Source organism: Psychrobacter sp. M4 (assembly GCF_055699795.1).
On record NZ_CM146740.1, the window covers coordinates 185,827 to 210,887 of the forward strand.

General features: G+C 41.9%; 21 protein-coding genes. 18 read left to right on the forward strand and 3 right to left on the reverse strand.

What is annotated here, in order from left to right:
* The first annotated feature begins 17 nt into the window (after window positions 1–17).
* From ACR63N_RS00780 to ACR63N_RS00795, 4 genes are all read left to right on the forward strand, one after another.
* Window positions 18–1,898 (forward strand): heparinase II/III domain-containing protein, encoded by a 1,881-nt coding sequence (locus tag ACR63N_RS00780; RefSeq protein WP_472782318.1) that lies wholly within the window; start codon window positions 18–20, stop codon window positions 1,896–1,898.
* Complete coding sequence (locus ACR63N_RS00785; RefSeq protein WP_472782319.1) at window positions 1,895–3,526, forward strand: hypothetical protein; 1,632 nt, start codon at window positions 1,895–1,897, stop codon at window positions 3,524–3,526. Before ACR63N_RS00780 ends, ACR63N_RS00785 begins: the two co-directional genes overlap by 4 nt.
* Before the next feature lie 229 nt (window positions 3,527–3,755).
* Window positions 3,756–4,478: a glycosyltransferase gene (locus ACR63N_RS00790; protein ID WP_472782320.1), complete on the forward strand. Its 723-nt coding sequence runs from the start codon at window positions 3,756–3,758 to the stop codon at window positions 4,476–4,478.
* A gap of 18 nt (window positions 4,479–4,496) precedes the next feature.
* A complete protein-coding gene (locus ACR63N_RS00795) occupies window positions 4,497–5,273 on the forward strand; it encodes a hypothetical protein (RefSeq protein WP_472782321.1) in 777 nt (258 codons plus the stop codon).
* A gap of 69 nt (window positions 5,274–5,342) precedes the next feature.
* Here the strand turns inward: ACR63N_RS00795 and ACR63N_RS00800 are convergent, their stop codons facing one another.
* Both ACR63N_RS00800 and ACR63N_RS00805 read right to left on the reverse strand, forming a co-directional pair.
* Window positions 5,343–6,407: a hypothetical protein gene (locus ACR63N_RS00800; protein ID WP_472782322.1), complete on the reverse strand. Its 1,065-nt coding sequence runs from the start codon at window positions 6,405–6,407 to the stop codon at window positions 5,343–5,345.
* A gap of 54 nt (window positions 6,408–6,461) precedes the next feature.
* The gene (locus ACR63N_RS00805) at window positions 6,462–7,811 is read right to left on the reverse strand and encodes a glycosyl hydrolase family 28-related protein (protein ID WP_472782323.1); all 1,350 of its coding nucleotides are present in this window, start codon (window positions 7,809–7,811) and stop codon (window positions 6,462–6,464) included.
* 241 nt (window positions 7,812–8,052) lie between these two features.
* On the opposite strand from ACR63N_RS00805, the gene ACR63N_RS00810 reads away from it, so the two are divergent.
* From ACR63N_RS00810 to ACR63N_RS00825, 4 genes are all read left to right on the forward strand, one after another.
* A complete protein-coding gene (locus ACR63N_RS00810; protein ID WP_472782324.1) occupies window positions 8,053–9,033 on the forward strand; it encodes a CgeB family protein in 981 nt (326 codons plus the stop codon).
* A gap of 36 nt (window positions 9,034–9,069) precedes the next feature.
* Window positions 9,070–9,948 (forward strand): UTP--glucose-1-phosphate uridylyltransferase, encoded by an 879-nt coding sequence (locus ACR63N_RS00815; RefSeq protein ID WP_472782325.1) that lies wholly within the window; start codon window positions 9,070–9,072, stop codon window positions 9,946–9,948.
* Between the two features lie 3 nt (window positions 9,949–9,951).
* Complete coding sequence (pgi, locus tag ACR63N_RS00820) at window positions 9,952–11,625, forward strand: glucose-6-phosphate isomerase (protein ID WP_472782326.1); 1,674 nt, start codon at window positions 9,952–9,954, stop codon at window positions 11,623–11,625.
* A 171-nt stretch (window positions 11,626–11,796) separates the two neighbouring features.
* Complete coding sequence (locus ACR63N_RS00825; protein WP_472782327.1) at window positions 11,797–13,188, forward strand: UDP-glucose/GDP-mannose dehydrogenase family protein; 1,392 nt, start codon at window positions 11,797–11,799, stop codon at window positions 13,186–13,188.
* A 13-nt stretch (window positions 13,189–13,201) separates the two neighbouring features.
* Here the strand turns inward: ACR63N_RS00825 and ACR63N_RS00830 are convergent, their stop codons facing one another.
* Window positions 13,202–14,692, reverse strand: a complete 1,491-nt coding sequence (locus tag ACR63N_RS00830; protein WP_472782328.1) for a phosphohexomutase domain-containing protein — start codon at window positions 14,690–14,692, stop codon at window positions 13,202–13,204.
* Window positions 14,693–14,940: 248 nt separating this feature from the next.
* Between ACR63N_RS00830 and mazG the strand changes: the two genes are divergently transcribed.
* The 10 genes from mazG to ACR63N_RS00880 all read left to right on the forward strand — a co-directional run bounded on the left by mazG (window position 14,941) and on the right by ACR63N_RS00880 (window position 25,008).
* Complete coding sequence (mazG, locus tag ACR63N_RS00835) at window positions 14,941–15,747, forward strand: nucleoside triphosphate pyrophosphohydrolase (protein WP_472782695.1); 807 nt, start codon at window positions 14,941–14,943, stop codon at window positions 15,745–15,747.
* The gene (locus ACR63N_RS00840; protein WP_472782329.1) at window positions 15,731–16,114 is read left to right on the forward strand and encodes a ComEA family DNA-binding protein; all 384 of its coding nucleotides are present in this window, start codon (window positions 15,731–15,733) and stop codon (window positions 16,112–16,114) included. The genes mazG and ACR63N_RS00840 overlap by 17 nt, the downstream gene beginning before the upstream one ends.
* 201 nt (window positions 16,115–16,315) lie before the next feature.
* On the forward strand, window positions 16,316–18,637 hold the full coding sequence (pcnB, locus tag ACR63N_RS00845) for a polynucleotide adenylyltransferase PcnB (RefSeq protein WP_472782330.1): 2,322 nt from the start codon (window positions 16,316–16,318) through the stop codon (window positions 18,635–18,637).
* Window positions 18,638–18,662: 25 nt separating this feature from the next.
* On the forward strand, window positions 18,663–19,190 hold the full coding sequence (gene folK, locus ACR63N_RS00850; RefSeq protein WP_472782331.1) for a 2-amino-4-hydroxy-6-hydroxymethyldihydropteridine diphosphokinase: 528 nt from the start codon (window positions 18,663–18,665) through the stop codon (window positions 19,188–19,190).
* Window positions 19,191–19,198: 8 nt separating this feature from the next.
* Complete coding sequence (gene panB / locus ACR63N_RS00855; RefSeq protein WP_472782332.1) at window positions 19,199–19,999, forward strand: 3-methyl-2-oxobutanoate hydroxymethyltransferase; 801 nt, start codon at window positions 19,199–19,201, stop codon at window positions 19,997–19,999.
* Between the two features lie 116 nt (window positions 20,000–20,115).
* Entirely contained in the window at window positions 20,116–21,024 is a 909-nt protein-coding gene (gene panC, locus ACR63N_RS00860; RefSeq protein ID WP_367111208.1) for a pantoate--beta-alanine ligase, read from the forward strand.
* 86 nt (window positions 21,025–21,110) lie between these two features.
* Complete coding sequence (rapZ, locus tag ACR63N_RS00865) at window positions 21,111–22,049, forward strand: RNase adapter RapZ (RefSeq protein WP_367104990.1); 939 nt, start codon at window positions 21,111–21,113, stop codon at window positions 22,047–22,049.
* A gap of 47 nt (window positions 22,050–22,096) precedes the next feature.
* The gene (yjgA, locus tag ACR63N_RS00870) at window positions 22,097–22,606 is read left to right on the forward strand and encodes a ribosome biogenesis factor YjgA (protein ID WP_367109637.1); all 510 of its coding nucleotides are present in this window, start codon (window positions 22,097–22,099) and stop codon (window positions 22,604–22,606) included.
* A 395-nt stretch (window positions 22,607–23,001) separates the two neighbouring features.
* Complete coding sequence (locus tag ACR63N_RS00875) at window positions 23,002–23,274, forward strand: hypothetical protein (RefSeq protein ID WP_367109638.1); 273 nt, start codon at window positions 23,002–23,004, stop codon at window positions 23,272–23,274.
* Window positions 23,275–23,304: 30 nt separating this feature from the next.
* On the forward strand, window positions 23,305–25,008 hold the full coding sequence (locus ACR63N_RS00880; RefSeq protein ID WP_367109639.1) for a S8 family peptidase: 1,704 nt from the start codon (window positions 23,305–23,307) through the stop codon (window positions 25,006–25,008).
* Window positions 25,009–25,061: the final 53 nt, after the last annotated feature.

Consider the following 25,061-nt stretch of genomic DNA (forward strand, 5'->3'; position numbering starts at 1 on the left):
ACTAGAGACAACGCCTTATGAAAATTCCTTATGAAAATTTGACGAGTAAAAAAAAATCAAAAGAAGAAGCTGTTTTAGAAGCCTATGAGATTCTTGATAAGGGCTGGTCACGGAGAAACTATCCTCTCATAAATATAAATGATCCAATTCCGTGGGCACTCAACTCTCAAGACGAGCGTTCATGGAACTTTTACATCCATTCATGGGATATGATTGATACATTGTTGTATGCTTATAAAAAAGCACCAGAATATAAACTTTTTAAACCTGCATTAGATATAGCTTTAGATTGGATAGAGCGTTATGTAGATATGGAGGCTGATGCTCCTATTGATTATCAAAATAGTACTGATTTCGCTTGGTACGATATGGCAGTAGGGTTAAGGGCTTATAGACTGGCATATATATACGATGAATATAGACGAGAAATAAAAAATGACGATTTGATTAGTAAAAAGCTTTGGAGTGGTCTTTTAGCTCATCAAGTTTATCTAAATCTAGATAGTAATATCACTTTCCATAATAACCATGGTTATTATCAAGCTGCTGGACAAATCGCTATGGGAAGACGATTTAAAGACACGTCTCCCATTATGGCGCTGGCATTAGAGCAAGGCATATCGCGATTTAAGATCATGTTAAACCAGCAGTTTACAGAAGAAGGTGTCCATCGGGAGCACTCTCCAGATTATCATCGTATGGTCTACGATACATTAATTGGTGTATTAAAAGCAGAGTTAATAACAGATGATGATATTTTGTCATTCACTTATAAGATTGAAGAAGCGCTATCTTGGTTTATATTACCAAATCAACGTATTGCTAATTTTGGTGACTCTGATTGGCGTTTAATGCGTGTGAAAAGCTCAGCTGCTGAAAAAAAATGGCAAACTCCTATGATGAAGTTTGTAACGACGAATGGAGAGATAGGTAAGTTAGGCGATGATAGTCTGAAAGTATTTGAAGAAGCCGGCTATTTCGTTGTACGCAGTAACGATTCTTCTAAGAATACAAGTTATGAGCAATATAGTTATCTTGCGCAAACGGCTGCTTTTCATTCGCGCACCCATAAACATGCTGATGACCTTAGCTTTATCTGGTACGACCGTGGACATAATATTCTGATAGATGCTGGTCGATATGGCTATATTGGAAAGGCTGAAATGGGATCTGATTTATGGCAGCAAGGGTATTGGTATACTCATCCTAACCGATTATATTGTGAGTCTACCCGTGCACATAATACGCTTGAGTTTGATAATAGTGATCATTTACGTAAGGGTATAAAGCCCTACGGAAGCGCAACTAAGAGATTTAAGCAGTATCCAAACGGTCTCACGGTCATCGAGACTGAATGTAAGCATAATAAAAGCATCAGACATGCAAGAGTCTTAATATATATGCCTAATCAATGGCTAATCGTATTTGATTGGTTTAAAGATAATTTGGATGGTGTACATGACGTAAAGCAATGGTTTAATTTTGATTCAAAAATTGAGCTTGTCAAGTCTGATAACATTTATCATGCTAAGTTAGATGATAATACTAAGCTACATGTTACGAGTCTACTGAGTGGAGCTGAAGGCTCTAATGTAATGCGCGGAGTAGAAGAACCGAGGTTACAAGGTTGGTTTTCACCTGCAGAACGCGAGTTCTTACCCACAGATTCACTTAATTTTAGTTTAGAGCAAGTCAATACTGGTTCATTTGCTACGCTATTTAGTTTTAACGGTTTTTCTAGTGTTATTTTAAGCGAAAATAGTGTGACGACTTCAGGGCGTAATCTAGTAATTGATTGGAATGATAAAATTGGTGGCCATAATATTTCTTTAAACAGACAGGCGAACCAGCCTATTGTAATCAACTATAATGTTCATATTAAAGGATCTGAAAAATGATAGATAATAGAGTTTTTATATTTTCTAATTTTAATGAAAATCCAGATTTTTTCTTTCAAGGTTACTGTTTTATTGAACATGACTATATCTATGGTTTTGAAGGTGCAAAAAATTATGAAGTAGTGAAAGGAAACAGAATTAATTTTGATGAAGACGGTTGTTACGTACTAATGCGTAAAAGTGGATGTAATTATTTATTTGGTGCAGATTACTCTGGTTATAAAAAAATATTTTATTATCATAACCCCTACGAAAAAATATGGATTGTATCTAATTCAATAAATCTAATTGTGGAGTTGATGAAGGAAAAAGGTCTAAAGTATACTCCTAATTGTGCCCAAATAAATGCAATGGTACTTAATAAAAACTTTAATCAGCAGTTAACTTCATTTAAAACACCTGTAAATGAGATAAAACTATTACCTGTTAATACATATCTAAGTATAAATGATAATTATTTTTCAATAAATGAATGTGAAAATACGTTATTAAGCCATTTTAATAATTATGAAGAAATAATACATAAGTATTTTGAAATATGGACATCAAGATACCTAACTTTAGTAAAAAATGAAGAAGTTGTTATAAACCAAGATTTGACAGGTGGTATTGACTCTAGAGCTATATTTTCTTTAACGCATTTAGCAAATGATAAAGTACTAAATAAAAGGCCTAATAATCAAAAATTAGTAAGCAGAGTCTCACGTGGAGATAAAACAGATTATGATATTGCTAAAGAAATTACAGGTTTCTATAATTATAATTTGCAGTCTAGTATACCTAATGAAGATGAACTACTAGATGTAAAAGAAAGTTATGATCTTTGGAAGCATATTAATTTAGGTAACTATCATCCTATATATTTTCCTGTGAACAATATGAATCCCTATATAGTAAAGTTGAATGGTGCAGGTGGGGGTAATTATAGCCCTTATTATAGTGCTAATGCAAAAAACTATTCAAAACATAGGTTTGAATTATATACAGGCCAGTTTACAAAGAATTTTAAATATGGATTTTTAGGGAATGAATATAAGAACAATATATTAGAAAGCATGCAATATATAAGTAAGCAAATAAATAATAAATCTAATGAAAAGCTAACTTTACATTATACTAAGTTTAGAAATAGATTTCACGGCGGAATGATTCCTCAATACACTGTATGTTTTACTCCTCTGAGTTCAAAATATTTAGACTGTGTTATGGCTGTTTGTAGTAAAGATAAAATACAGTCGGCACAGATTATGTATGATTTAATTAACGTTACTAATGAATTATTACTTATGCCTTATGACTTTGTAGAGAAGAGCCCTAAGAACATTAACATTGAAAACATTTTGTGTTTGAGTCGAGAATTAAATGTAAAAGCAGGAGATAGCTATATTTCGAAGCTACCTCAACATATTGATCAGAATCAGTTGATAGATAAAAATATCAGTTGTATGGAATATATCTTTAAAGATTTTAAGCTAGCTTGCCAAAGTGAATTTGTTCAAGAGTTCTGGGGTTCAGAGTTTCTTTATAATACTGAGAAAGCTCTAGTAGCAGCTATTAAGAATAATAAATTTAGTCACGGAAGAGATGGTGTTAATGTATCAGCTGTAATAACCTCAGGTCTTTTCTAGTTATTAAATCTACTACAATTAGAAATATTGGTTAATTATATTACTATATAACGTTAAATTTTAATCTTTAGAAAAATATTAGGAACTTTGAATGTTTATTGCTATAACTCGTTTTAGTTTATTTATTCCTAATTCTAACGGATGGAATATATCAAGAGATATTGATGGCATTAATAAGTATAAAAACGAATTATTCGAAGAGTAAAGGCTAAATTTTCGAATAAACCTTTTGAGTAATATTACTCTTCCGCTTTTAGAAAAAGCTGTTGAAGATTATGATTTCCTACATGTCATTGATTATTCTGATTGTCTTCCAACTAAATATATTTCAATTTTGAAAGGTTTAGAAAGAAAATACAGCTTCATAAAACTTAATGTATATGACGAAACTGGTAAACCTGAAAGAAAGATAAATAAAATAGCAATTGAACATTTCGACCTAAAATCTATAAAAGAGGATAAGTTTATAGGAAGATTCGTACTAGACGATGATGATTGTGTATCTCTAAAATATTTTAAAATTATGAAACAATACCTAAATAGTTGTTTTGAAGGTTTTTATATATCTATAGGTTTAGGAGTAGTAGGAATTTTTGATGAAAATAATAATTTTATACATTGTGCAGAAATTTATAAGCCCAAAATAAATATAGGTTTCATGAACGTTGGTCGTTATAGTCACAAAGATGAGAAGATCTATTTTTCAGCAAAAAATACTGCGCATATGAATATGGACAAAGTAAATAGAGTGACACTAGACTCTAGGGAAATTGGTTTTTACTGGTCAAGACACTATAGCCAAGATACTAGGTTAGGAAAAAAACAGGAAAAACTTGAAATTATGATGAATAGTTTAAAGAGCCTTCCATCCTTAAATAAGGAAGAGTTAGATACATATTTTGGTTCTGACTTTTATAACAAGATGCAAAATCTGAATCAACCTAATAATTAGTAAATACTGAGAATACAAATGGAATCTTCTAATATTTTAGGATGCTATCAAAAATTAGGTGTCTATGGATTGATTACCTATTTAAATCAACAGAACAATGACAGTAATCCAAGAGTTAAAGCTTACAACTTGTTAAAAGCAGGTCGCGAATTAGCCAAAAAATCAATAAGTGAAAGACTTAGCTATCTGCCAAATATAGCTTTTGATCTGAGTCGACACGAAAGTATTTATCGTATAGCTGCACTGCTTTATATTGAATTGGGTAATATGAACGAGGCTCTAGAGTGCTTAGCTTATTTACACTACTATTATAAAGACCAAGCGATAGAACCGCATGATCAGTATGAACTAATTAAGCAGCAATTAATCGAGAATTATAAAGACGCCGCTCAAATTGAAGCCTATATAAAAAACTATCAAGAACAATACCAGCAGCAGAAAATATTAAATAATATTAAAGAATATTCTGAGTCTATGCCTGCTGACGATGTTACGGAGCAAAAGACTTATTTTAAACGCTTGTATCGTCGTTATGGTGTAGAGACTTTGATTGCCGCTATAGAGAACGATGTCCGGTTTAATGATCGCGCAAAAGCGGTGCTGCTCATTAGAGCCAGTCGTACCATTGGTGCTATCGCTGAAGAAGGAACTAGCATTGAATCTATTTTTGCTAATAGAGCACTTGAGCTGGATACCTCAGATACTGTAGTGAAAAATAGTTATCAAGCATATATGAGAGCTGGAGATTTAAACCAATTGGCTAAATTAAAAGAAGCTTATCCAGAGATTGCATAGCGAATATGTGAACTTGTATTTAATTATTTTTTGTTAAAGTTATTAGATATATTTTTAGGTATCTATATCTTAAACATTTGATAATAAATCATTCAATCTTTTATTTATTTTAGGGCAGTCGGGCTTTAGCGTGGCTGCCTTTTTTATAAATTTTAAAGCCATGTTTCGATCATAAAGAGCATAAAGATCACTAGCATCCCTATAAAAAAAAGAAGCATGTCTAGGCTCATGATATTTATGACGCAGCATATTCAAACAGTGTTCCATGACAATTTGCTTCCTAGCATTGGTCATTTGTGGATTACGATTGAGCATAAACCGATGATAGCCAATATAATCTCGTCGTTTTTTTAGGGTATTAAAAATCTCTGGTTTAGCCGTTAGATAATTATCGCTGACGATACTACTAACGATTAAATCTAAAGCATTAATTTTCGCTAAATGTCCAGGCATACCATGACCCACTCCGGGTACTCTAATTTGAGTGGTCTTTGTACAGTGAGTCATAAAGCGCTTGGCTTGAAGGTGATCTAACTGAAACGTCGGATCATAGATAATGTAGTTGTCCGTGGTTTGACAGCCCTTAACAGCATCGTGATACCCACTGTTCCAGTTGTTATACCAAGCATAATCTTCCCTAGTGTCCCAAGGGGCAAGACGATGATTAAGAGTAGAAAAAGGGTTGAATAATATACTAGTATCCGCAGACAAAGCTTTTGCGAAGGTAGCCGCTGCGTAGCCTCCCATTGAGCTTCCATAAGTTATCTTTTTTGAAGGATAGTTTTGGAATAAATTTTTCGACTCAATACATCTCATTAGGGCAATAAAAAAGGGATGACGATACCAGCGGGTATAGTCAGATTCCAAAAAAGCACAAATGTTCCAGCCTTTATTTATCACGTATTCGTAGCCCCAGCCTTGTCTACATTCAAAAGTCGTCTGCTCCATATGTTCAGCAATATGACGGTTATCAAAGGTAAATAGTAAAGGCTGACTATAATCTTCAATATATAGGTTAATAGCGTAGCCATTTGGCAGATCAATCTTTTCTTTTATCGACAGTTTATTATCTATATGGTATCGGATTTTTTCTAAGTTTAGTTTCACATTGATAGGCAGGGCTTCTACTGGCATAAATAAATACTCGTAAATTTTTTATAAAATTGCTGTTTATAAAGTTAATAGTGATTAGAAGTTACCAGTAAAAGTATTACTAGCGTGACCTTTTTTGATGTTACCGTCGTTATCCGTTCCTGTATTGTTGAAAATCTTATTATGTTCTGCGTCTTTGGTAAGGTTGATAGCGACCTTGGAGTTAGTAATAACATTATCTTTAATTAGGTTGTGAGATGAAGCTAATGAGATGGCATATTTTTGGCAGTGTTGTAAGTGATTATCTATAATTGTTAAGTAGTTTACCTCTGGTCTACTAGCAGTGATACCATAATCAGCATTAATAATTTGATTACCTTTAATGCTCATATGATCGCCATTACAACGTATCGCTTTATGCACAGTATCACGAATAATATTATCAGCGATGATACTAGCCGCGCCTGCAGAGATGCCTTCGTAAAACCCAATCACAGTATTGTTGGCTACCATGCAGTTCTGGGCACCGTTTAGTTTGATGCAGGCACTTTTCTCTTCGATCGCTTGATCAACGTAGTTATTTAACACATGAATGTCACGGGACTTTTGTTTAGGTAGCTTAGCTTCCGATGAGGTTTCCGCCTTTACTAGCGAGCGAATATTATGACCTATACAGCCTTTGACAATACCTTTGCCTGAATTAAGCTCAAAAAGAATAGCATCATTGCCGACCTGCTCAAATGTACAAGCGTCAACAATATTGTAGCGTCCTGATGCTTTGTCCTTATCAGAGCTAAAGCGTCCAAATCTTATGACATGTTCTTTGCAGCGTGAAAAAGTAACACCATATATCTGGTTATAATGACCCTTGAATGAGTAAATATTATTACTTTTACAGTCTTTGATGACGCCACCTCTTACTATATTATGTCTAGTTTCTTGTTCAAATATAGCGACATTATTTTTGAAGTTATGAGCGTCTATATTATTTAACTCAACCTGCTGGTTATTAGTGAACCTTAATGCAACTTGGTGTTTTTTATTTACCTCAACAGTCGTACTACCATCAAAAACAATATCCGATATCTCAATAGGATTAGTTGATTTGTCATACATAAGCCCGCTATATTTAGTATCCTGATTGCTCATGATGCAAGCCTGATCACCGAAGAAGGAAACCCCTTTGATATCAATACCAGAGAGTAGATAAGTACCAGCTGGGAAAAATAGAGATCGCTTCTTTGTAGCAGCTCTATCAAAGGCCGCTTGTACTGCCTTGCTATCATCTGTGTTACCATCTCCGGTCGCACCAAACTGTTTTACTGAAAGCTGCTGGGAGTTTGAAGAAGAAGGTTTAGAAGACATAGCGCAAGCAGACTCCATATAGACAATACTCGATAACATGGTAAGTTTAAACAGTTTTTGATTGAATTGACGACGATCCAAAAGGACTCTCCGAAAGGACTAAAAGTTAAAATTGAAAATTGAAGAAGTTTAAAAAGTGCTACTGAGGAGATGATTGATAATTGATAAAGTGGTCATCTTATTAGTATAGAATTTTATTGTTAGATGAATACTAAATAACGATACACTCCATCGAGTATCTTTATTGTACAGTGATGTTAGCATTGTCATTACCCAAACATCAAAGTGTTCAATTTTTAAACTTAAGACATAGGATCATACTTTGTTAAAGTTAGCACTAATCAGTGACGAGTTAACCTCCAAATCCTTGCATAAATCAGATGCTTTTAAAGTCGTTGAACAGCAGCTTCAGTATCAGCTTTGGAAAAGACGTAAGCCTGATTTTATCTTAGTGGAATCGGCATGGCGCGGTTACAAAGACAAGTGGCGCTATAAGATAGCCAATTACCCTGATTACCCTGAACGCAGTAATGTCGAACTGCGTAAACTCTTAGAGCTTGCTGATAAGCATAACATTCCAGCCGTATTCTGGAATAAAGAAGACGGGGCGCATTTTAACCGCTTTATCAATTCGGCCAGTTTATTTAAGTATATTCTGACAGTTGATGAGAACTGTGTCGAACGCTACCAGTCGATACTAGGTAAAGACGTCCGAGTAGGGGTACTACCTTTTGCTGTGCAGCCTAAGTTTCATTACCCTATCTCACTCCCTCCTCATTATAATCAAAGCCTATTCGTTGGCAGCTACAGCCATCATGTGCATAATGCTCGCCAAAAATGGCAGGACATGGCATTTACGGCGGCCTCCCCGTATGGACTCACCATTGTTGATCGTAACTCTGACCGCAAATCAGACGTGTATCGTTATCCTGACTTGCCTAATATGACTATCAAGCCTGCCGTACCTTATAATCAGACAGGTGCGCTATTTAGGCAGTATTCGCATTGCCTAAACGTTAACACGGTAACCGATTCTGCCAGTATGTTCTCTCGTCGTTTGATTGAAATCATGGCTTGTGGTCGTTTAGCGGTCACCAATCCAAGCCTAGCAGTCAGCACGCGCTTTGAAGGGATGTGCGAAGTCATTGATAATAAAGAACAAGCGGATGAACTATTTGCGCAGTTAGCTAAAGGCTATACCAAAGAGCAGACAGAAATGATGCGCTACGCAAGTGATCATGTACTACAAAATTACAATTATGATAAATGGTTACAACGCATTATCGAGTTTATTGATTTATAGTAAGGAAACTATTTTTTACTAGACTCATTTACTACTATGTCCACATCTACCATCACCCACGCCGTCATCCCTGTCGCAGGCTTTGGCACCCGTATGTTGCCGCTATCTAAGTCTGTTCCCAAAGAATTATTACCACTAGGCAATCGTCCTGCTATTCACTATGTGGTGGCAGAGGCGATCGCTGCTGGTATCAAGCATATTGTCTTGGTCGGCCATGCGCAAAAAAGCGCGATTGAGAACTACTTCGATATCAATGCCGAATTAGATAATCAGCTGCGTCATAAAGGTAAAGACGCGCTTGCCGATAGTCTTAACTGGCTACCAGAAGATGTGAGCGTGTCGATGATACGTCAGGGCAAGCCTCTAGGCTTAGGTCACGCAGTATTGGCAGCGCGTCCGATTATTGGTGAGCACGATTTTGCAGTATTATTGCCCGATGTGGTGCTTGATCCCTTTACTACCGATATGCACACGGATAACTTAGCGTTTATGATCGATGCCTTTGGCAGGGACAAACACTCACAAATTCTGGTAGATGCGGTTGCAGATGAAGACGTGCATAAATACGGTATCGCTAAGCTTATCGATAGTGAGAGCAAGACTGATCATAAAAACATAAATGCTAGCTTTAAAGTGGCAGGCTTTGTAGAAAAGCCCAGCTTAAACGATGCGCCCTCTAATTTAGCCGTGGTAGGTCGATACGTGTTTAGCAATCAGATCTTTGATTATTTAGCGCAGACGACAGCCTCGGTAGGCGGTGAGATTCAGCTGACCGACGCTATTGACGCTCTAATTAGCGAATACGGGGTCAATGTCACGACTATGCGCGGTGACAGCTATGATGCAGGCGACATGCGCTCTTATATGCAGGCGTTTATCTATTTCGCCGAGCAGCAGCTAGGAGGTAATGAGTAGCTGATGGACGTTATAAAAAATATGAAAGCTTATAACAGCGCTCGCCACTCAGCGCATTGGCAGCAATTGCAGCAGCTAGCAGATAAGCGGTGGTCACTGGCCAGCTTATTTGCGCAAGATGAGACGCGCGCGACACATTTTAGTGTTGAGTCCGGCGCGCTGTATATGGACTTTAGCAAGCAGTGTTTAGATGAGACAGTGTTATCTCATTTGTTAGGCTTAGCTGATAGCTGTGATTTGTCAGCACGTATTCAAGCGCTGCTGCAAGGAGCGATGGTCAATACCAGCGAGGAGCGCGCGGCGCTGCATACAGCGCTACGACTACCGGAGACTGCTAAGCTGCAAGTCGATGAGCAAAATGTGGTGGCTGATGTACACCGGAGTTTGGCGCAAGTAGCACGCTTATCTGAGCGCGTACGCACTGGTACTTGGCGCGGATTTTCGGGTAAAGCTATTACCGATGTGGTCAACATTGGTGTTGGTGGTTCAGACTTGGGGCCACTGATGGCAACGACTGCCCTTGATGAGTGGGCAGATACGGATATCGAGGTGCATTTTGTCTCCAATATGGACGGCACTCAGCTGGATAATTTGCTCAAGCATTTAAATCCTGAGACCACTTTATTTATTATCTCCTCCAAATCCTTTGGTACCATCGATACTTTATCTAATGCTAAAACCGCGCTGTCGTGGCTACTAGCTACGGCGAAATTAGTTGCTGGTACTGAGGACAGCGTACTGCGCCGCCACTTTATTGGTATCTCCGCCAATAGTGACAAAATGAGCGCTTGGGGCATCCATCCTGAGCACCAGCTCCAGCTTTGGGACTGGGTTGGCGGCCGGTTTTCTTTGTGGTCAGCGATTGGACTGGCTACTGCTATTCGTATTGGCATGCCCAGCTTTAAAGCGCTATTGGCTGGTGCCCATAGTATGGATGAGCATTTTGCACAAACTGATTTTGGACAAAATCTACCAGTACTTTTAGGGTTGATTGCAGTTTGGAATAGCACTTTTTTGCAAGTGCACGCGCATACGGTGTTGCCCTATGATGGCCGTTTGATCTATTTGCCAAGCTATTTGACCCAGCTTGAGATGGAGAGTAACGGTAAGTCAGTGACCCAGCATGGCGATCATATCGACTACGATACTTGTCCGATTCTTTGGGGCGAGATTGGTTCTAACGCGCAGCACGCCTTTTATCAGCTGTTGCATCAAGGCACGCAGCATGTTTCTTGCGACTTTATTGCCTGTGTGAACCGTTATAGTGATAAAGAGCACAATGCCTCATTGCAGCAGCAGCATGAGCTGTCGTTGGCCAATTGTTTGGCGCAAAGCCGGGTACTGGCTTTTGGCAATGACGCTGTTGGCGACGATATTTTGGACAATAATATCACTGTGGATGCCGATAAATACAAGCACTACCGTGGCAATCAGCCCTCAACGACTATACTTATTGACGAGCTGACCCCGCAGAGCTTAGGAGCACTGATAGCTCTTTATGAGCATAAAGTCTACGTCATGGCCAGTATTTGGGATATTAACCCATTTGATCAGTGGGGAGTTGAGATGGGCAAACAGATGGCAGAGTCGGTATATGCGGCTCTGCAACAAGAAGCTAGCGATCAATTTGATACCTCAACCAATCAATTATTAGAACATATCAAACGCTGGTCTTAATGTTGTCTTAGGTTTAATGATAAGCTATCGTAGGCTGGTTTTTTAATCCTGAGAAACGTTAAAAAATTGCACTGCAATTTTAGTTTCGCAAGAGAAATTCTTTAAATAGAATTTCTGTAAGATACTTTGAAATCTATAATCTAAATGTCTTGCCATTAAAAAGGATATAAGATGTCTGTTACTCCAAGCCATGCCGATAATATTAATGATACATTAGAAGTCTGTGTCATCGTTGGTCATGGTATCGAAGCCATTACCAGCGCTGTAGTACTGGCAAGTTTGGGTCAAACTGTGCATCTCTACGCTGATATGAACGTACTTGCGCAGCAGCTCCAGCAATACGGCTTTGAGCGTCATCTGCAAGCACTATGGCAGATGTATGATCAGCAGCAGCAGATTGTCAGTCAAGCATTGCCTAATAGCGCGGATAAACTACTGCAAATTTACAAAGCGTCAGCAGCTGATAGTCAAGACGATGACGCCATAAAAGCGGCACAACATACAAAAGATGATACAGCCGTTGCTCTTTATTGGTTGTTTTTGGATAGTATAAAGTCAACTTGGCAGGATGACAGTTGGATTAGCGCTTTTAACTACAGCGATGAGCAGACGCTGCCTATAGTATTGAGTGGTATTGAAGCACTGGGACAGGTCGCAGATATTGCCACGCGTCTAAAGCGGGCTTGGGTCTATTACGTGCCTTTTGTTTTCTTGCAAGACGGAGATGCTTATAGCTCTATGCTGAGTCCGTCTTTATGGCTGCTGGGCGAGAAGACAGCCGATAGTAGCCGTCAGCACCTAAGACCTTTGCAGCCTTTGATGCAACATGCTAGTGCTTCTCACTGCGCTGATATTGCTACCATAGAGTTTGCACGCAGTAGCATTATGAGTATGCTGGCAACGCGGGTGAGCTTTATGAATGGGCTGTCGCGATTGGCAGACAGTCATCATATTGATATCCAAGAAGTCAGTTATATTATGGGACTGGACGCGCGCGTCGGTAGCAGCTACTTAAAAGCAGGCTGGGGTTTTGGCGGTAATACGCTACCCAGCGAGCTGCAGCAGTTAGAGCAATCGGCGCAAGCCAGCCGCGTAGAGATGCCCCTACTGCAGGCGGTCCAGCATATCAATGAGGATCAAAAAGAGCTGATATTTCGTAAGTTCTGGCAGTATTTTGATGGCTTCATCGATAATAAAACCGTGATGATTTGGGGCGGCAGTTATAAATCAGGGTCCGGTCGTACAGCTGGTTCGGCTATCCATCCTTTGCTGGCTTTGTTATGGTCTTATAATATTCGTACCTTAATCTATAGCGATAAAGCCAAGGCTGAGCTACATAGCTTATATAGTGAGCAGCCATTATTGCAGTTGCTTGATGATCCTTATACCAAGCTTCATAGTACGCAGGCCTTATTTATTATGAGCTGGCCGCTACATTATCCTTTGGAGATCAGCCAAATTAATAAGACCGCTCAGCCTATTTTTGATGCACAAAACGCACTGACGCGCCCGCAGATACAAAGCTTAGTTGGGGATTATATGGGTATTGGGCGAGCCAAATAATCAACAATCAGTCTTAAGCTAGCACCGCACCCTGCGCCTCCAGCCACTGTTGTATCTCTTGGATCTTATCAGCTAGTAATTGCTGATCCCCGCGAGCTTCGATATTTAGCCTAATCAAAGGCTCAGTGTTCGAAGCGCGTAGATTAAAACGCCAGTCACCAAAATCCAGACTTAAGCCATCAAGCGTGGTTTTGGTAGGGTTTTGCTGGCTATATTTGTCTTCAATATCTCTAATAATAGTCGGTGCGTCATGATCGGTTAGGCGAAAGTTAAGCTCACCTGAGCTGGGATAAGCGCTGATATAATCGCTAACCAATTCCGACAAAGTTTTATTAGTGATGGATAACAGCTCAATGGTAAGTAGCCATGGAATCATACCGCTATCGCAGTAAAAAAAGTCGCGAAAGTAGTGATGAGCAGACATCTCGCCGCCATAGACCGCGCCGGACTTACGCATCATATACTTGATAAAAGAGTGCCCTGATTTACTGATAACCGCTTGACCATTACGAGCTTTAATCACCGCTTCGGTATTGTAGACCACGCGCGGATCATAAACGATAGACTCGCCCGGATACTTATTCAAAAACGCCTGCGCGAGCATCCCCACTACGTAACTACCATCGACGAACTCGCCGTTTTCATCGAATAAAAAACAGCGATCAAAATCACCATCAAAGGCAATACCTAGATCGGCCTTGTGCTTTAATACAGCCTCTTGAGTTGCTGCTCTATTGGCAAGAATCATCGGATTAGGAATACCATTAGGGAAGCTGCCATCAGGCTCATGATGCAATTTGACGACTTCGATCGACGCCTTTGCTTGCTCAAGCTTAGCGACCAACAAATCAACGACAGGGCCAGCGCTACCATTGCCTGAATTGATCACAAGCTTTAACGGTTTTAATTTAGCGATGTCAATAAAGCTTATTACATGATCAATATAAGCGCTTTTGTCAGTTAATAACTGCAACTTGCCTTTATGACTAGGCTGGTTAAACTGTCCAGACTCTGCTAATGCTTGAATCTCTGCTAGACCTTCATCGGCGCTGATAGGTTTTGAGTGCTCTTTGACCAGTTTTAAGCCATTATAATTAATAGGGTTATGGCTTGCCGTGACTTCTATACCGCCTAGCGCTTGATAATGGCTAGTAGCAAAATAGACCTCTTCGGTACCCGTCATACCAAGGTCGATCACGTCGACACCGGCGTCCATAATACCTTTAAGAGTCGCTTGTTTTAGGGTTTCGCTTGAATGACGAATATCGCTGCCGATAACGATAGTAGGCTTTAGATCTGCTAAATCTTTAACATCGCTAGTCTGCGCCGGATCACGATAACGCTGATATAAAATCTGCGCAAAAGCACGGCCGATACGGTAGGCGATCTCTTCATTGAGATCAGCCCCAAGTTCGCCGCGAATATCATAGGCTTTAAAAGAGTTGATGCTTATAGGATCAAAGGTGCTAGTCGGTTGGTAGCTGGCATGAGTTGGCGTAGACATATTATAAAATTCCCTGCGCTTAAAAAAAGAGGGGCTTAAGCTTTTTTATATAGTGAAACAACCATTAATGATACACTAACTGCTAACTAATTTGAGTTATTAGATAATAAGTAGTAATAAAAAATGTTAAAAAGACAAGAGTAACCGTTATGAGTCACCAAGTTATAAATACCCAAAATAATTCTAATCAGTCAAATCAAATTCTACCTCCTAAACCAGTGCTAGGAGCCCCTGACGCTAGTGGCGAAATGGCTGATTTATTAGCACTAATGGCGCGCTTGCGGGCGGACTGTCCGTGGGATCAAAAGCAGACCAATCATAGCTTGATTCCTTACGCCATTGAAGAAGCTTATGAGCTAGGCGAGGCGGTACAAACAGATGACGATGAAGATATCAAAGGCGAGCTTGGCGATGTGTTGTTGCAAGTAATTTTTCATTGCCAGCTCTACGCTGAGCAAGGACGTTTTGATATCGAAGACGTTATCACCACGCTACAAGAGAAGCTGATCCGTCGCCATCCGCATGTGTTTGAGGCTGAGCGTCTCAAAGACGACGCAGCAGTAAAAGCGCGCTGGGATGAGATCAAAGCTGAAGAAAACCAAGCGCGAGAAGCACGAGGCAAACCGCGTCGTCGCTTAGACGCCTGTAGGGCTGGTAGCGCGCTGATGCAAGCGCAGGACGTGCAAAAGCAGGCGTCGAAACTAGGCTTTGATTGGGACGATGTAAGCGGAGCGCTAGATAAATTAGATGAAGAGATTAGCGAATTAAAGCAAGAGCTACAAACACTACCATCGAACCTCAAAAACGCTAAAGAGACCCAGATAAGAGAGCTTGAAAAGGAGCTGGGTGATTGCATGTTTGCACTAGTCAATGTCACGCGTAAACTAGGTCTTGATGCAGAAGCGGCAATGCTGACTTGCGTGCATAAATTTAAATCACGTTTTGGCTTTATTGAGTCGCAGCTAGCAATGGCTGGCAAACAGTTTGAGGACAGTGATTTGATGGAGATGGATACGCTTTGGGAGGCGGCCAAACAGCATGAGCGCGCGCAATAACGCTAGGGTTTGGCCGCTGGTAAAAGCTCGCTTTTTTTGGGTTGTGCTTTTTATGATAGCGTTTGGTCATATCAGTAGCGCTCAAGCAGCCCTTTGTTTTAGTGACCCACAACGGGCTTATGCTCACTTATTGGCTCAAGAAAAGTTAGAAACCCAAGCCCTTACCCAAATGGCGGTCAATATTAACCGCGCCTCTGAGGCCGAGCTGACCACGCTACGCGGTATTGGCAGCAGTAAAGCTCAGGCGATTATCTTGTACCGTGATATGTTTGGTGAGTTTAAGACTATCGATGAATTAGCTAATGTTAAAGGTATCGGAGCTAAAACGATTGATAATAACCGTGCACGCTTGCAGCTACAAAATTAATAAATCATAACGCTCAGCAACGCATAAAAGTAGTTTTAAGTGTCTGCATACTAAGAAATAGATTGATTTTTAGCAAATAGCCGCCAAATAACAACCATATTACACTCAGTACTCGCAAAATTTGTTAAACTATGCGGACGTCCGCCTGATAAACGCTGCGTTGATCAAGAGTGGTTAAGAATACCGGCAAGGAGTAGATGCATGGCCGAGCGCGCCGCCAAGCAGTTAGAACTGAATAAATCTGAATTACCCAATTCCATCACTGAAGTTATCGCCACTTTATCTCGAGCAGGTTTTGATGCCTATATCGTAGGCGGCGGCGTGCGTGATACCTTGCTAGGTCTGCGTCCCAAAGACTTTGATGCGGTCACCGATGCCAAACCGCATGAGATCAAAGATGTCTTTGGTAAGCGTTGCCGTATTATTGGTCGCAGGTTTCAGTTGGCCCATGTGTACTCAGGACGTGAGCTCATCGAAGTGGCGACCTTTCGTGGTCCGCCGAACAACAATGCCAATACCAATCAAGATGGTATGATTTTGCGTGACAACGTTTGGGGCGATATCAAGCAAGACTTTGGCCGTCGCGATTTTTCGATCAACGCGCTTTATTATCAGCCCTTAAAGGGCGTGGTGCATGATTTTTGCGGTGCGCTTAAAGACATCGATAATAAGGTGATTCGTCTGCTAGGTCATGCGCCGGTGCGTATCGAAGAAGACCCGGTACGGTTACTGCGTGCACTACGTTTTAAGGCCAAACTTGGCTTTGAGTTTGATAAAGAGCTGTCTGAGCAATTCCACGATAGTAATTGGGCGCTGCTTGAGCAAATATCGCCGCACCGTCTCTATGATGAGACGCAAAAGATGTTTACCGGTGGCTATCTAGTGCCCCTGCTGCCGCTGTTATTTGAGTCAGGGGCGATCGATAGTTTGATCATTTATCCACCATCTGAGCCCAGCGCTTTAGTCCAGCAGGTCGCTATCAATACCGATAAACGTATCGCCGCTGGTAAAAGCATCAATCCGGCCTTTTTCTATGCCGCCCTGCTGTGGGAGAATTATCTGCATCAGTTAGAAAAGGCCAAAAAACGCAATATGCCGTTTGCAGAAGCACAAATGCACGCAGCGGGCAAAGTCATTGACCGCCAGCGTATTAAGACCGCTATTCCTAAATTTGCTGAGCAATTTATTCGCGATATTTGGATTTTGCAGCCTAAACTTGCCGCGCCGCGTAGCAAGCAGATTGAGCAGCTGGCTGAACATCCGCGCTTTCGGGCTGGTTTTGACTTTTTACTACTGCGCGAGCAGTGCGGCGATGCTGAGCATCCCTTATCTGAGTCAACCAATGGCATGGGCGAGTGGTGGCAAACTTATCAGACTTTATCGGCAAAAGATCAGCAGCAAGCTATTGATGATTTTGATGAAAATATTCGCCGCGGTGCTTATAAGCGCGGCCGCGAGCGCAATCGTCAAAAAGAAGTCACTAGTAGCAAGGATACCGATGCTAGTTTGGCTCAGGCTAAACAAGAGAACGGTAAAGAAAATGCTACTAAACAGAGCAGTACACAAAAAGGTGACTCAGCACAACAGGCTGCGCAAACCCCAAACGATGCGGCAACTGTACCCTCAAAACGTCGCCGCCGTAGTAGCGGTAGTAGTGAACCAACAAAGACGCAGTCATCTACCGATAGCAAGTCTTATGATAGCAAACAAGTGCAGCAAGACCGCGCTGAGCTTGAGCAGTTAAAGCAATTATCGCTTGCCAATACTGAGAACAATGCTGATATACGTCATACAGCTAAACCTTTATTTGTCATTGAGCATGAGCGCGTGGTACCGCCGCTACAAAACCAGCAAGCAGATGATAGAAAGTCGCCGTCTAAAGCTCAACAGACGGCTGCTGAGCCTACCCACGACGTCCAAAGCCAAAGCGCTGCTGGCTCTACAACCAAGTCTGAGGCAAAAAATCAGCGTCAGCAAGGCCAAGACCGATCAGCTGAATCAAAGCCGCAGACAACTAAATCAGATATGCCCAAGCAAGCACCTAGCGATCATGAATTAACTACTGAAAAACCGGTAGCAGATAAAAAAGCTAAGCGTAAAATGGACGGAGCCGCTCAAGTACCGCGAACGCCGCAACTGGTTAGTCCTAGTAGCGCGCCGGTACCCAGCAAACGTCGTCGCCGTCAGCCTGTTGTAGATAGTGTAGAGGCGCCCGTTAGCGCTGATAATAGCTCGCCTGATAAACGTACAACTGACAGCAAATATACCAAAAAGTCGCCAAAAACTACTGTACAAGCTGATACTGATGAAAAAGGCGATAACGGCGCAACGAAAAAAGAGTCTACAACTACTGCTAAAACTAAAAAATCAGTTCAATCTAGCAAAGATAAAACTAACCAAGCTCAAGCTGATAGTAGTGCTGTTACGGCTCAAGGTGTTAATTATAAAAGCCCTGATAGCAAAGGCCCTATACCTTCTAAGCGTCGCCGCCGTCAGCTCAGCACTGATAGTGCTCAATCATAAGAGGTAGTAGGATAAAGTGACGACTATGGTTGATTTGGTGGCTAGTACAGAAGAGTGGACTCTTTGTTATGTGGGTTTGGGTAGCAATTTAGCTAATGAGCTTGGTTCATCTGTGCAGCACCTGCAGCAAGCCCTAAAAAGTCTAGCGGCAAACCTGAAAATACGAGAGCTAAGGGCTTCTTCTTTTTATGTCTCAGTGCCCATGGGACCTAAGGATCAGCCAGATTTTGTCAACGCAGTAGCAGGGTTTGAAACCACATTGAAACCCCTTGAGCTACTTAGCTTTTGTCAGCAGTTAGAGCAAGCAGCGCGGCGCGCACGTCTGCGTCATTGGGGCGAGCGTAGCCTAGATGTAGACATTTTACTTTATGGGCAAGAGCAGATTATGACACCAGAGCTAACAGTGCCTCATGCAGGCCTGATTGAGCGTAACTTTGTGTTGCTGCCGCTACGAGAGTTGGCGCCAAAGTTAACCATTGCCGGTAAACCTATAAGCTATTATGAGCTAAGTAGCGATTGGACAGGCTTAAAACTGTTATCAGCTGATCAATAGAGAATGATATGACAACCTTATCGACTTTAAACAAATTTAAAAAAGAATGCACTAAGTTCACCTGTTTGACCTGCTATGATGCGATGTTTGCTCGCATGATGGACAAAGCACAAATAGATACTATTTTGATCGGTGACAGTCTGGGCATGGTCGTACAGGGTCATGATTCAACCTTGCCGGTGAGCGTCGATGACATCGCTTATCATACCGCCAACATTGCTCGCAGCAATGAGCACGCGCTGATATTAGCGGATCTACCTTTTATGAGCTATGTCGTGCTGCCAGAGGCCATTGCTAATAGCCGCCGTTTAATGCAAGCAGGCGCACATGTGATTAAGATTGAAGGCGGTAGCGAGCTTTGCGATTTGGTGACGACTTTAGCGCAGGCAGGCACGCCAACCTGTGTTCATTTGGGTCTAACCCCGCAGTCGGTCAATGTATTTGGCGGCTATAAGGTCCAAGGGCGTAGTGAGCAGGCAGCTGACAAACTGCTTGATGACGCCAAAGCGGTAGTGGGCGCTGGCGCTGCCATGCTAGTATTAGAATGCGTCCCTGCAGCGCTTGCCAAAGCCGTGACGGAGGCGGTGGAGGTACCTGTTATTGGTATTGGGGCTGGCGCTGATACAGATGGTCAAGTGCTGGTTATGCATGACATGCTCGGGATGACGCATGGGCGTGTACCGCGCTTTGTGCATGATTTTTTGACTGATGAGCGCAACACTCAGCATAGTATCGAAGGGGCGTTTGCACTTTATAAGCAATCCGTAACAGAGGGCAGTTTTCCAGCCTCGCAGCATCAATTTGATTAGGGGCGCTTTAGTTGAGAATATATAGTTTTTATTATAAAGACTGCGCTACAAAGATAAGTTTTTCGTAGCTTCTTAAACTAAACCTATCTTTTTATTTTGCAAAGAGTTATTTATTAATGCCAATTATCTACCATCATATCTCAGCGCTACAAACTACTTTAAAAGCGTATCGTAGTCATAAACGTATAGCACTGGTACCAACGATGGGTAATCTACATGCTGGTCATCTTGAACTGGTCAAGATTGCTAAGCAGCACGCTGATATCGTAGTGGTCAGTATTTTTGTTAATCCTACTCAGTTTGGCGTTGGTGAGGATTTTGACAGCTATCCGCGTACGCTAGATGACGATGTCGCTAAACTTACCACGGTCAACGCCGATTATGTATTCGCGCCCAGCGTTGATGAGATGTATCCGGTACTACCAGCGCCGACCAGTATAAGTGCCGGTATGATTACTAAGCAGTTATGTGGTCAATCGCGTCCGACTCATTTTGACGGTGTCGGTATCGTCGTGGCCAAACTATTTAATATTGTGCAGCCTGATGTCGCCATATTTGGACAAAAGGACTATCAGCAATTGACTATTATCAGGCAGCTGGTGCGCGATTTAAGTTATCCGGTTGCTATTATTGCCGCTCCCATTATTCGGGCTGGAGATGGTTTGGCGTTGTCCTCGCGTAATCAATATCTAAGCGAAGCGGAGCGCGAAGTGGCACCAGTACTGCATCAAGCGCTACACAAACTAGCGCAGCAGCTGAAGCATGGTATATACAGTACTCAATCAGAATTCAATGATTTATTAGATGTGTTATTAAAACAGACGCGTATGCGCCTTGTGAAAGCTGGTTTTATTATCGATTATTTAGAAATAAAGACTACCCAGCTAGAGGCGGTACAAATTGATAAAGTGCAAACACAAAACAAGCAAACCCAAGATTTAATTATATTAGCGGCTGCATGGCTGGGACGTGCGCGCTTACTAGATAATGAAACCCTGTCAATTTCGTACGCTAGTAGCCACTAACTCAGAGTAGCGCGGCTAAAAGTAGTATGATGTGCTGGGCCAATGATCATAACAAGACAGGATGTTAGGCTATGAATGATTCAGGTATGAACCAAGAGCATGCGTCGACCCCAAAGCAAGACAAAGACGATAGTATCAGCATTATAGTAGTGTCAGGCAGCTCAGGATCAGGAAAAACCTCCGTATTAAATATTTTAGAGGATCTGGGTTATTACTCTATCGACAATTTGCCGTTGTCTTTGGTGCCAGATGTAGCTCATAAGTTGGTTAAAGAGAGCGCCATACGTCTCGTCGCGCTTGGAGTAGATATACGCTCGCCGCGTGCAGATTTATCCAATTTTGCTACCATCTATAAAGATTTAAAACACGTATATGGTGAGCAGACTGTCAAAGTCATCTACGTCACTGCACTAGATGCAGTCTTGGTGGCGCGTTTCAACGCTACGCGCCGTGTACACCCACTCATGGCACAAGATGCAGTAGGGGCGATGTATGCTACTTACAATCTACCCGCTGCTATCAGAAAAGAGGAAGAACTGCTAGAGCCAGTTGCCAGTTATGCCGATATCAAAATTGATACTAGCAAGTTAAACATCCACCAGCTAAAAGATCGTCTGCGTGATCATATCGGTGTGGACAACAAGATTGTCATCAACCTACTGTCTTTTGGTTTTAAATACGGCAGCCCTATCGATGCCGATTTTGTCTTTGATGTAAGAATTCTGCCCAATCCACATTGGAATCCTGAGCTGCGTACGTCGACGGGTCTAGATAGCGAGGTGAGTGATTTCTTCGCTGACTATCCTGAAGTGGCAGAGATGACTGATGATATCGCGACTTTCTTGAATCGTTGGTTGCCTAGTTTTTTACATAACAACCGCCATACGGTAACGGTCGCTATTGGCTGTACTGGTGGTAAGCATCGTTCCGTATTTATTACCGAGCAGCTGCAAACACGCTTGGCAAAGAGTCTCCCGCAAGGCTTGAGCGTCGCTGCTAAACACCGAGAAAAACGGCGTTGGTAGAGGTTTAGCTGCTGGGTTAATTTTATTCACTATTTTGGAAGGCTTGTATGATTGATTGGTCAGAACAGGACATGCGCGTCTCGCGTACCGAACTTAAAAAAGCTCACGAGCGTTTGCAGCAGCTATCAATACCGCTTGCTAGCCTATCGAAAAAGCAGCTCAAAGCACTGCCTGCTAGTGATTACTTTATGGCAGAGCTGATGGCGCTTGCTGACATTACCAGCGCTAATGCGCGCAATCGCCAGACCAAACGCGTGGGTAAGCTTATCAGTGAAGAGAATCGCCATGAGCTGGTAAAAGCTTTATTTGAAGCCTTTTTTCCCAATGAGCAAATTGCCAAAATTGAGAGCTGGCAAGGGCGGCTAAATATCAACGATGAAAGCACGCTGAAACAGTTTATAAAGCAGTATAAAGCCTCAGAGCGTAATAGCCTGTATCAGTTACTACTTTGGATTGAGTATGCCAAGCACAACCAAGATGACGAGTTGCTAATGGAGTCTGAGGAAGATCTGGCCAGCTACATTCGAGAAGTGGCTATTTTATCGCAGCTAAAATAGTATTAGGCACTGATTTTAAGTAAAAGTATAAATTACATTAAAGCCGGCTGATTCAGTCGGCTTTTTGCTGCCTGCTTTTATAAAAGCTATTCTAGATAGAAAAGCTACTTTAAAACAGATGTAGTGTTATTAGTATGTTTTTTTTAATGTGTATCGCGCAGTATCAAAACTATAAAGCCACAGTACACGAGGAAAATCATACTAGTAGCACATTATAGTGAGTGTACTTTGTTTATTTATAATTAACTACAGTATGTATTGTTGCTTAATAGTTTACTTAGTAATCATCGCTAGCCTTACGTTATTTTCTATGCTATCAATATGTTATTAGAGTGTATTTATAACTATGTACACCCCTAATATTTGTCCTTTCGCCTCAAACAGGAGTATGACCATTGACTGAACCTGTGATAGTGACCGTAATTTTGAATCCAGTACCGGATCCATCCGGCGCCGAGCCAATGTTTCATGCTTTTGTGATGCTAAAAGATTGGGCCGCTGATCACAACGTAACGGTGCAGCCGCCTATAAATACCAACGCCGAAGCTTTACGATATGCAGCCGTGCTAGCTCCTAATAAGGATCGAGCGGATACGATAATGGTAGAGCTTTCGGATCTGACGTTCGTTGACGCCTGTTATAGAAAGCCAACTGACGCCCCTCCTTAAGCAGTTTTTGTTTTGATAGGAGTTACAGCTATGACTAACAATACGATAAAAAAAATGCCTGCATCACCGTGTGAGACGGTAGTTATTATGCAGCCTGATGCCAGTCTACGTGCCTCTGATGGGCGACTTGAGACGGCGTCAGCAGAACCGGTATCCGATATTAAGAAGTTATTGGATAAATATCAAGCTAGTATGAGGCCTATGTTTGGTAGTACCGAAGAGCGGATCGAGAGGGAGCTGTTGGCAGAGTCTGCTGAGGGCGTAGTCGATATGCCAATGCCGCAGTTGAGCCGATTCTATAAACTAGAGGTGGATGATTCAAGGGCGCAAGAAGCTGCTGCAGCGCTAGCAAAATTAAGTCAGGTCGAGGCCGCTTATGTTAAACCTGGAGCTGAGCCGCCCATCATGTTAGATGAGCAAGTTACGTCCTTACAAAACGATCTAGGCGTACCTGTAACGCCAGATTTTATATCGCGGCAAATCTACTTAGATCCTAGCCCTGTGGGCGTAGACGCTTATTTTGCACATTCACAGGCAGGAGGAAGAGGTCAAGACGTTCGTATCATTGATATCGAAGGCGCGTGGCGCTTCTCCCATGAAGATCTACGTCAAATTCAAGGCGGCGTGGTAGGCGGCGTGCAATCAGAAGATGTGGGTTGGCGCAATCATGGTACGGCGGTACTAGGAGTCTATTCTGGTGATCATAATCATTTTGGCATATCTGGCATTAGCGATCAGGCTATGGCATCGGCAGTGTCAATCTTTGGTGGTATGGGGTCAGCGGCAGCGATTCGTAGTGCAGCGGCGCGGCTACGAAGCGGTGATGTGATATTGCTAGAGCTGCATCGCCCAGGGCCGCGCTATGATTTCCAAGCACGAGAGGATCAACAAGGATATATCGCTATCGAATGGTGGGAGGATGACTATGCTGCCATTCTAGCGGCTACACGGCGCGGTATTATTGTCATTGAAGCCGCTGGTAATGGCGCTGAGAATCTAGATGATGATCTCTATGAAGTGCGACCCAGTGATTTTCCAAGCAGTTGGCGTAACTCTTTTCGTCGATCAAATAGAGACTCCGGCGCAATCTTTGTTGGAGCAGGAGCGCCGCCGCCCGGTACTCATGGTCGCGACCATGGACCCGACAGATCAAGACTAGGGTTTTCAAATTATGGCGCGCTGGTTGATGCCCAAGGCTGGGGCCGCGAGGTGACTACTTGTGGCTATGGTGATCTACAAAGCGGTCTCAATGAGGATGTTTGGTATACTGACGCCTTTTCAGGTACTTCGTCGGCGTCGCCTATCGTAGTTGGAGCAGTCGCCTCACTGCAAGGTATGGTACGCGCACGCGGTGCAGCCCTTTTAAGTCCGGCGCAAATGCGTCAGTGCTTGCGTGCAACTGGCGCTGAACAAACTGATGCTCCTGAACGTCCGCGCACGCAGCGTATCGGCAATAGACCCGATATAAAGGCTCTATACCAGTACGTTTTTGAAGATGATGAAGAGGGTAAGGATAAGGAGTATATTAAACTGTTTAAGGAATTTAAAGAATTCGAAGCGTTTAAAAGGTTTAGAGAATTCGAAGAATTTAAAAAGTTTAAACAATTCAGACAAATAAAAGCGTTTGAGAAATTTAAAGAAGAGGATAGCGAAAGCTTTGAGGAGAATGGGGATAAGAAGCTTGATGAAAATGTCGACAACCCTCAGCTTGATAATCAGCCTAACTCTCCATAAGTCTAAAAGGCTGTTGATCTAAAAGGCTTTTCGTAGATAATAACAGAATAGTA

Coding starts and splice junctions, on each gene's coding strand:
- ACR63N_RS00825 (WP_472782327.1), top strand. CDS start 11,797: ATGTCTGTTACTCCAAGCCATGCCGATAATATTAATGATACATTAGAA.
- rapZ (WP_367104990.1), top strand. CDS start 21,111: ATGAACCAAGAGCATGCGTCGACCCCAAAGCAAGACAAAGACGATAGT.
- pgi (WP_472782326.1), top strand. CDS start 9,952: ATGGACGTTATAAAAAATATGAAAGCTTATAACAGCGCTCGCCACTCA.
- ACR63N_RS00795 (WP_472782321.1), top strand. CDS start 4,497: ATGGAATCTTCTAATATTTTAGGATGCTATCAAAAATTAGGTGTCTAT.
- ACR63N_RS00840 (WP_472782329.1), top strand. CDS start 15,731: ATGAGCGCGCGCAATAACGCTAGGGTTTGGCCGCTGGTAAAAGCTCGC.
- yjgA (WP_367109637.1), top strand. CDS start 22,097: ATGATTGATTGGTCAGAACAGGACATGCGCGTCTCGCGTACCGAACTT.
- ACR63N_RS00830 (WP_472782328.1), bottom strand. CDS start 14,692: ATGTCTACGCCAACTCATGCCAGCTACCAACCGACTAGCACCTTTGAT.
- ACR63N_RS00800 (WP_472782322.1), bottom strand. CDS start 6,407: ATGCCAGTAGAAGCCCTGCCTATCAATGTGAAACTAAACTTAGAAAAA.
- panC (WP_367111208.1), top strand. CDS start 20,116: ATGCCAATTATCTACCATCATATCTCAGCGCTACAAACTACTTTAAAA.
- ACR63N_RS00780 (WP_472782318.1), top strand. CDS start 18: ATGAAAATTCCTTATGAAAATTTGACGAGTAAAAAAAAATCAAAAGAA.
- ACR63N_RS00785 (WP_472782319.1), top strand. CDS start 1,895: ATGATAGATAATAGAGTTTTTATATTTTCTAATTTTAATGAAAATCCA.
- ACR63N_RS00880 (WP_367109639.1), top strand. CDS start 23,305: ATGACTAACAATACGATAAAAAAAATGCCTGCATCACCGTGTGAGACG.
- pcnB (WP_472782330.1), top strand. CDS start 16,316: ATGGCCGAGCGCGCCGCCAAGCAGTTAGAACTGAATAAATCTGAATTA.
- panB (WP_472782332.1), top strand. CDS start 19,199: ATGACAACCTTATCGACTTTAAACAAATTTAAAAAAGAATGCACTAAG.
- folK (WP_472782331.1), top strand. CDS start 18,663: ATGGTTGATTTGGTGGCTAGTACAGAAGAGTGGACTCTTTGTTATGTG.
- mazG (WP_472782695.1), top strand. CDS start 14,941: ATGGCTGATTTATTAGCACTAATGGCGCGCTTGCGGGCGGACTGTCCG.
- ACR63N_RS00815 (WP_472782325.1), top strand. CDS start 9,070: ATGTCCACATCTACCATCACCCACGCCGTCATCCCTGTCGCAGGCTTT.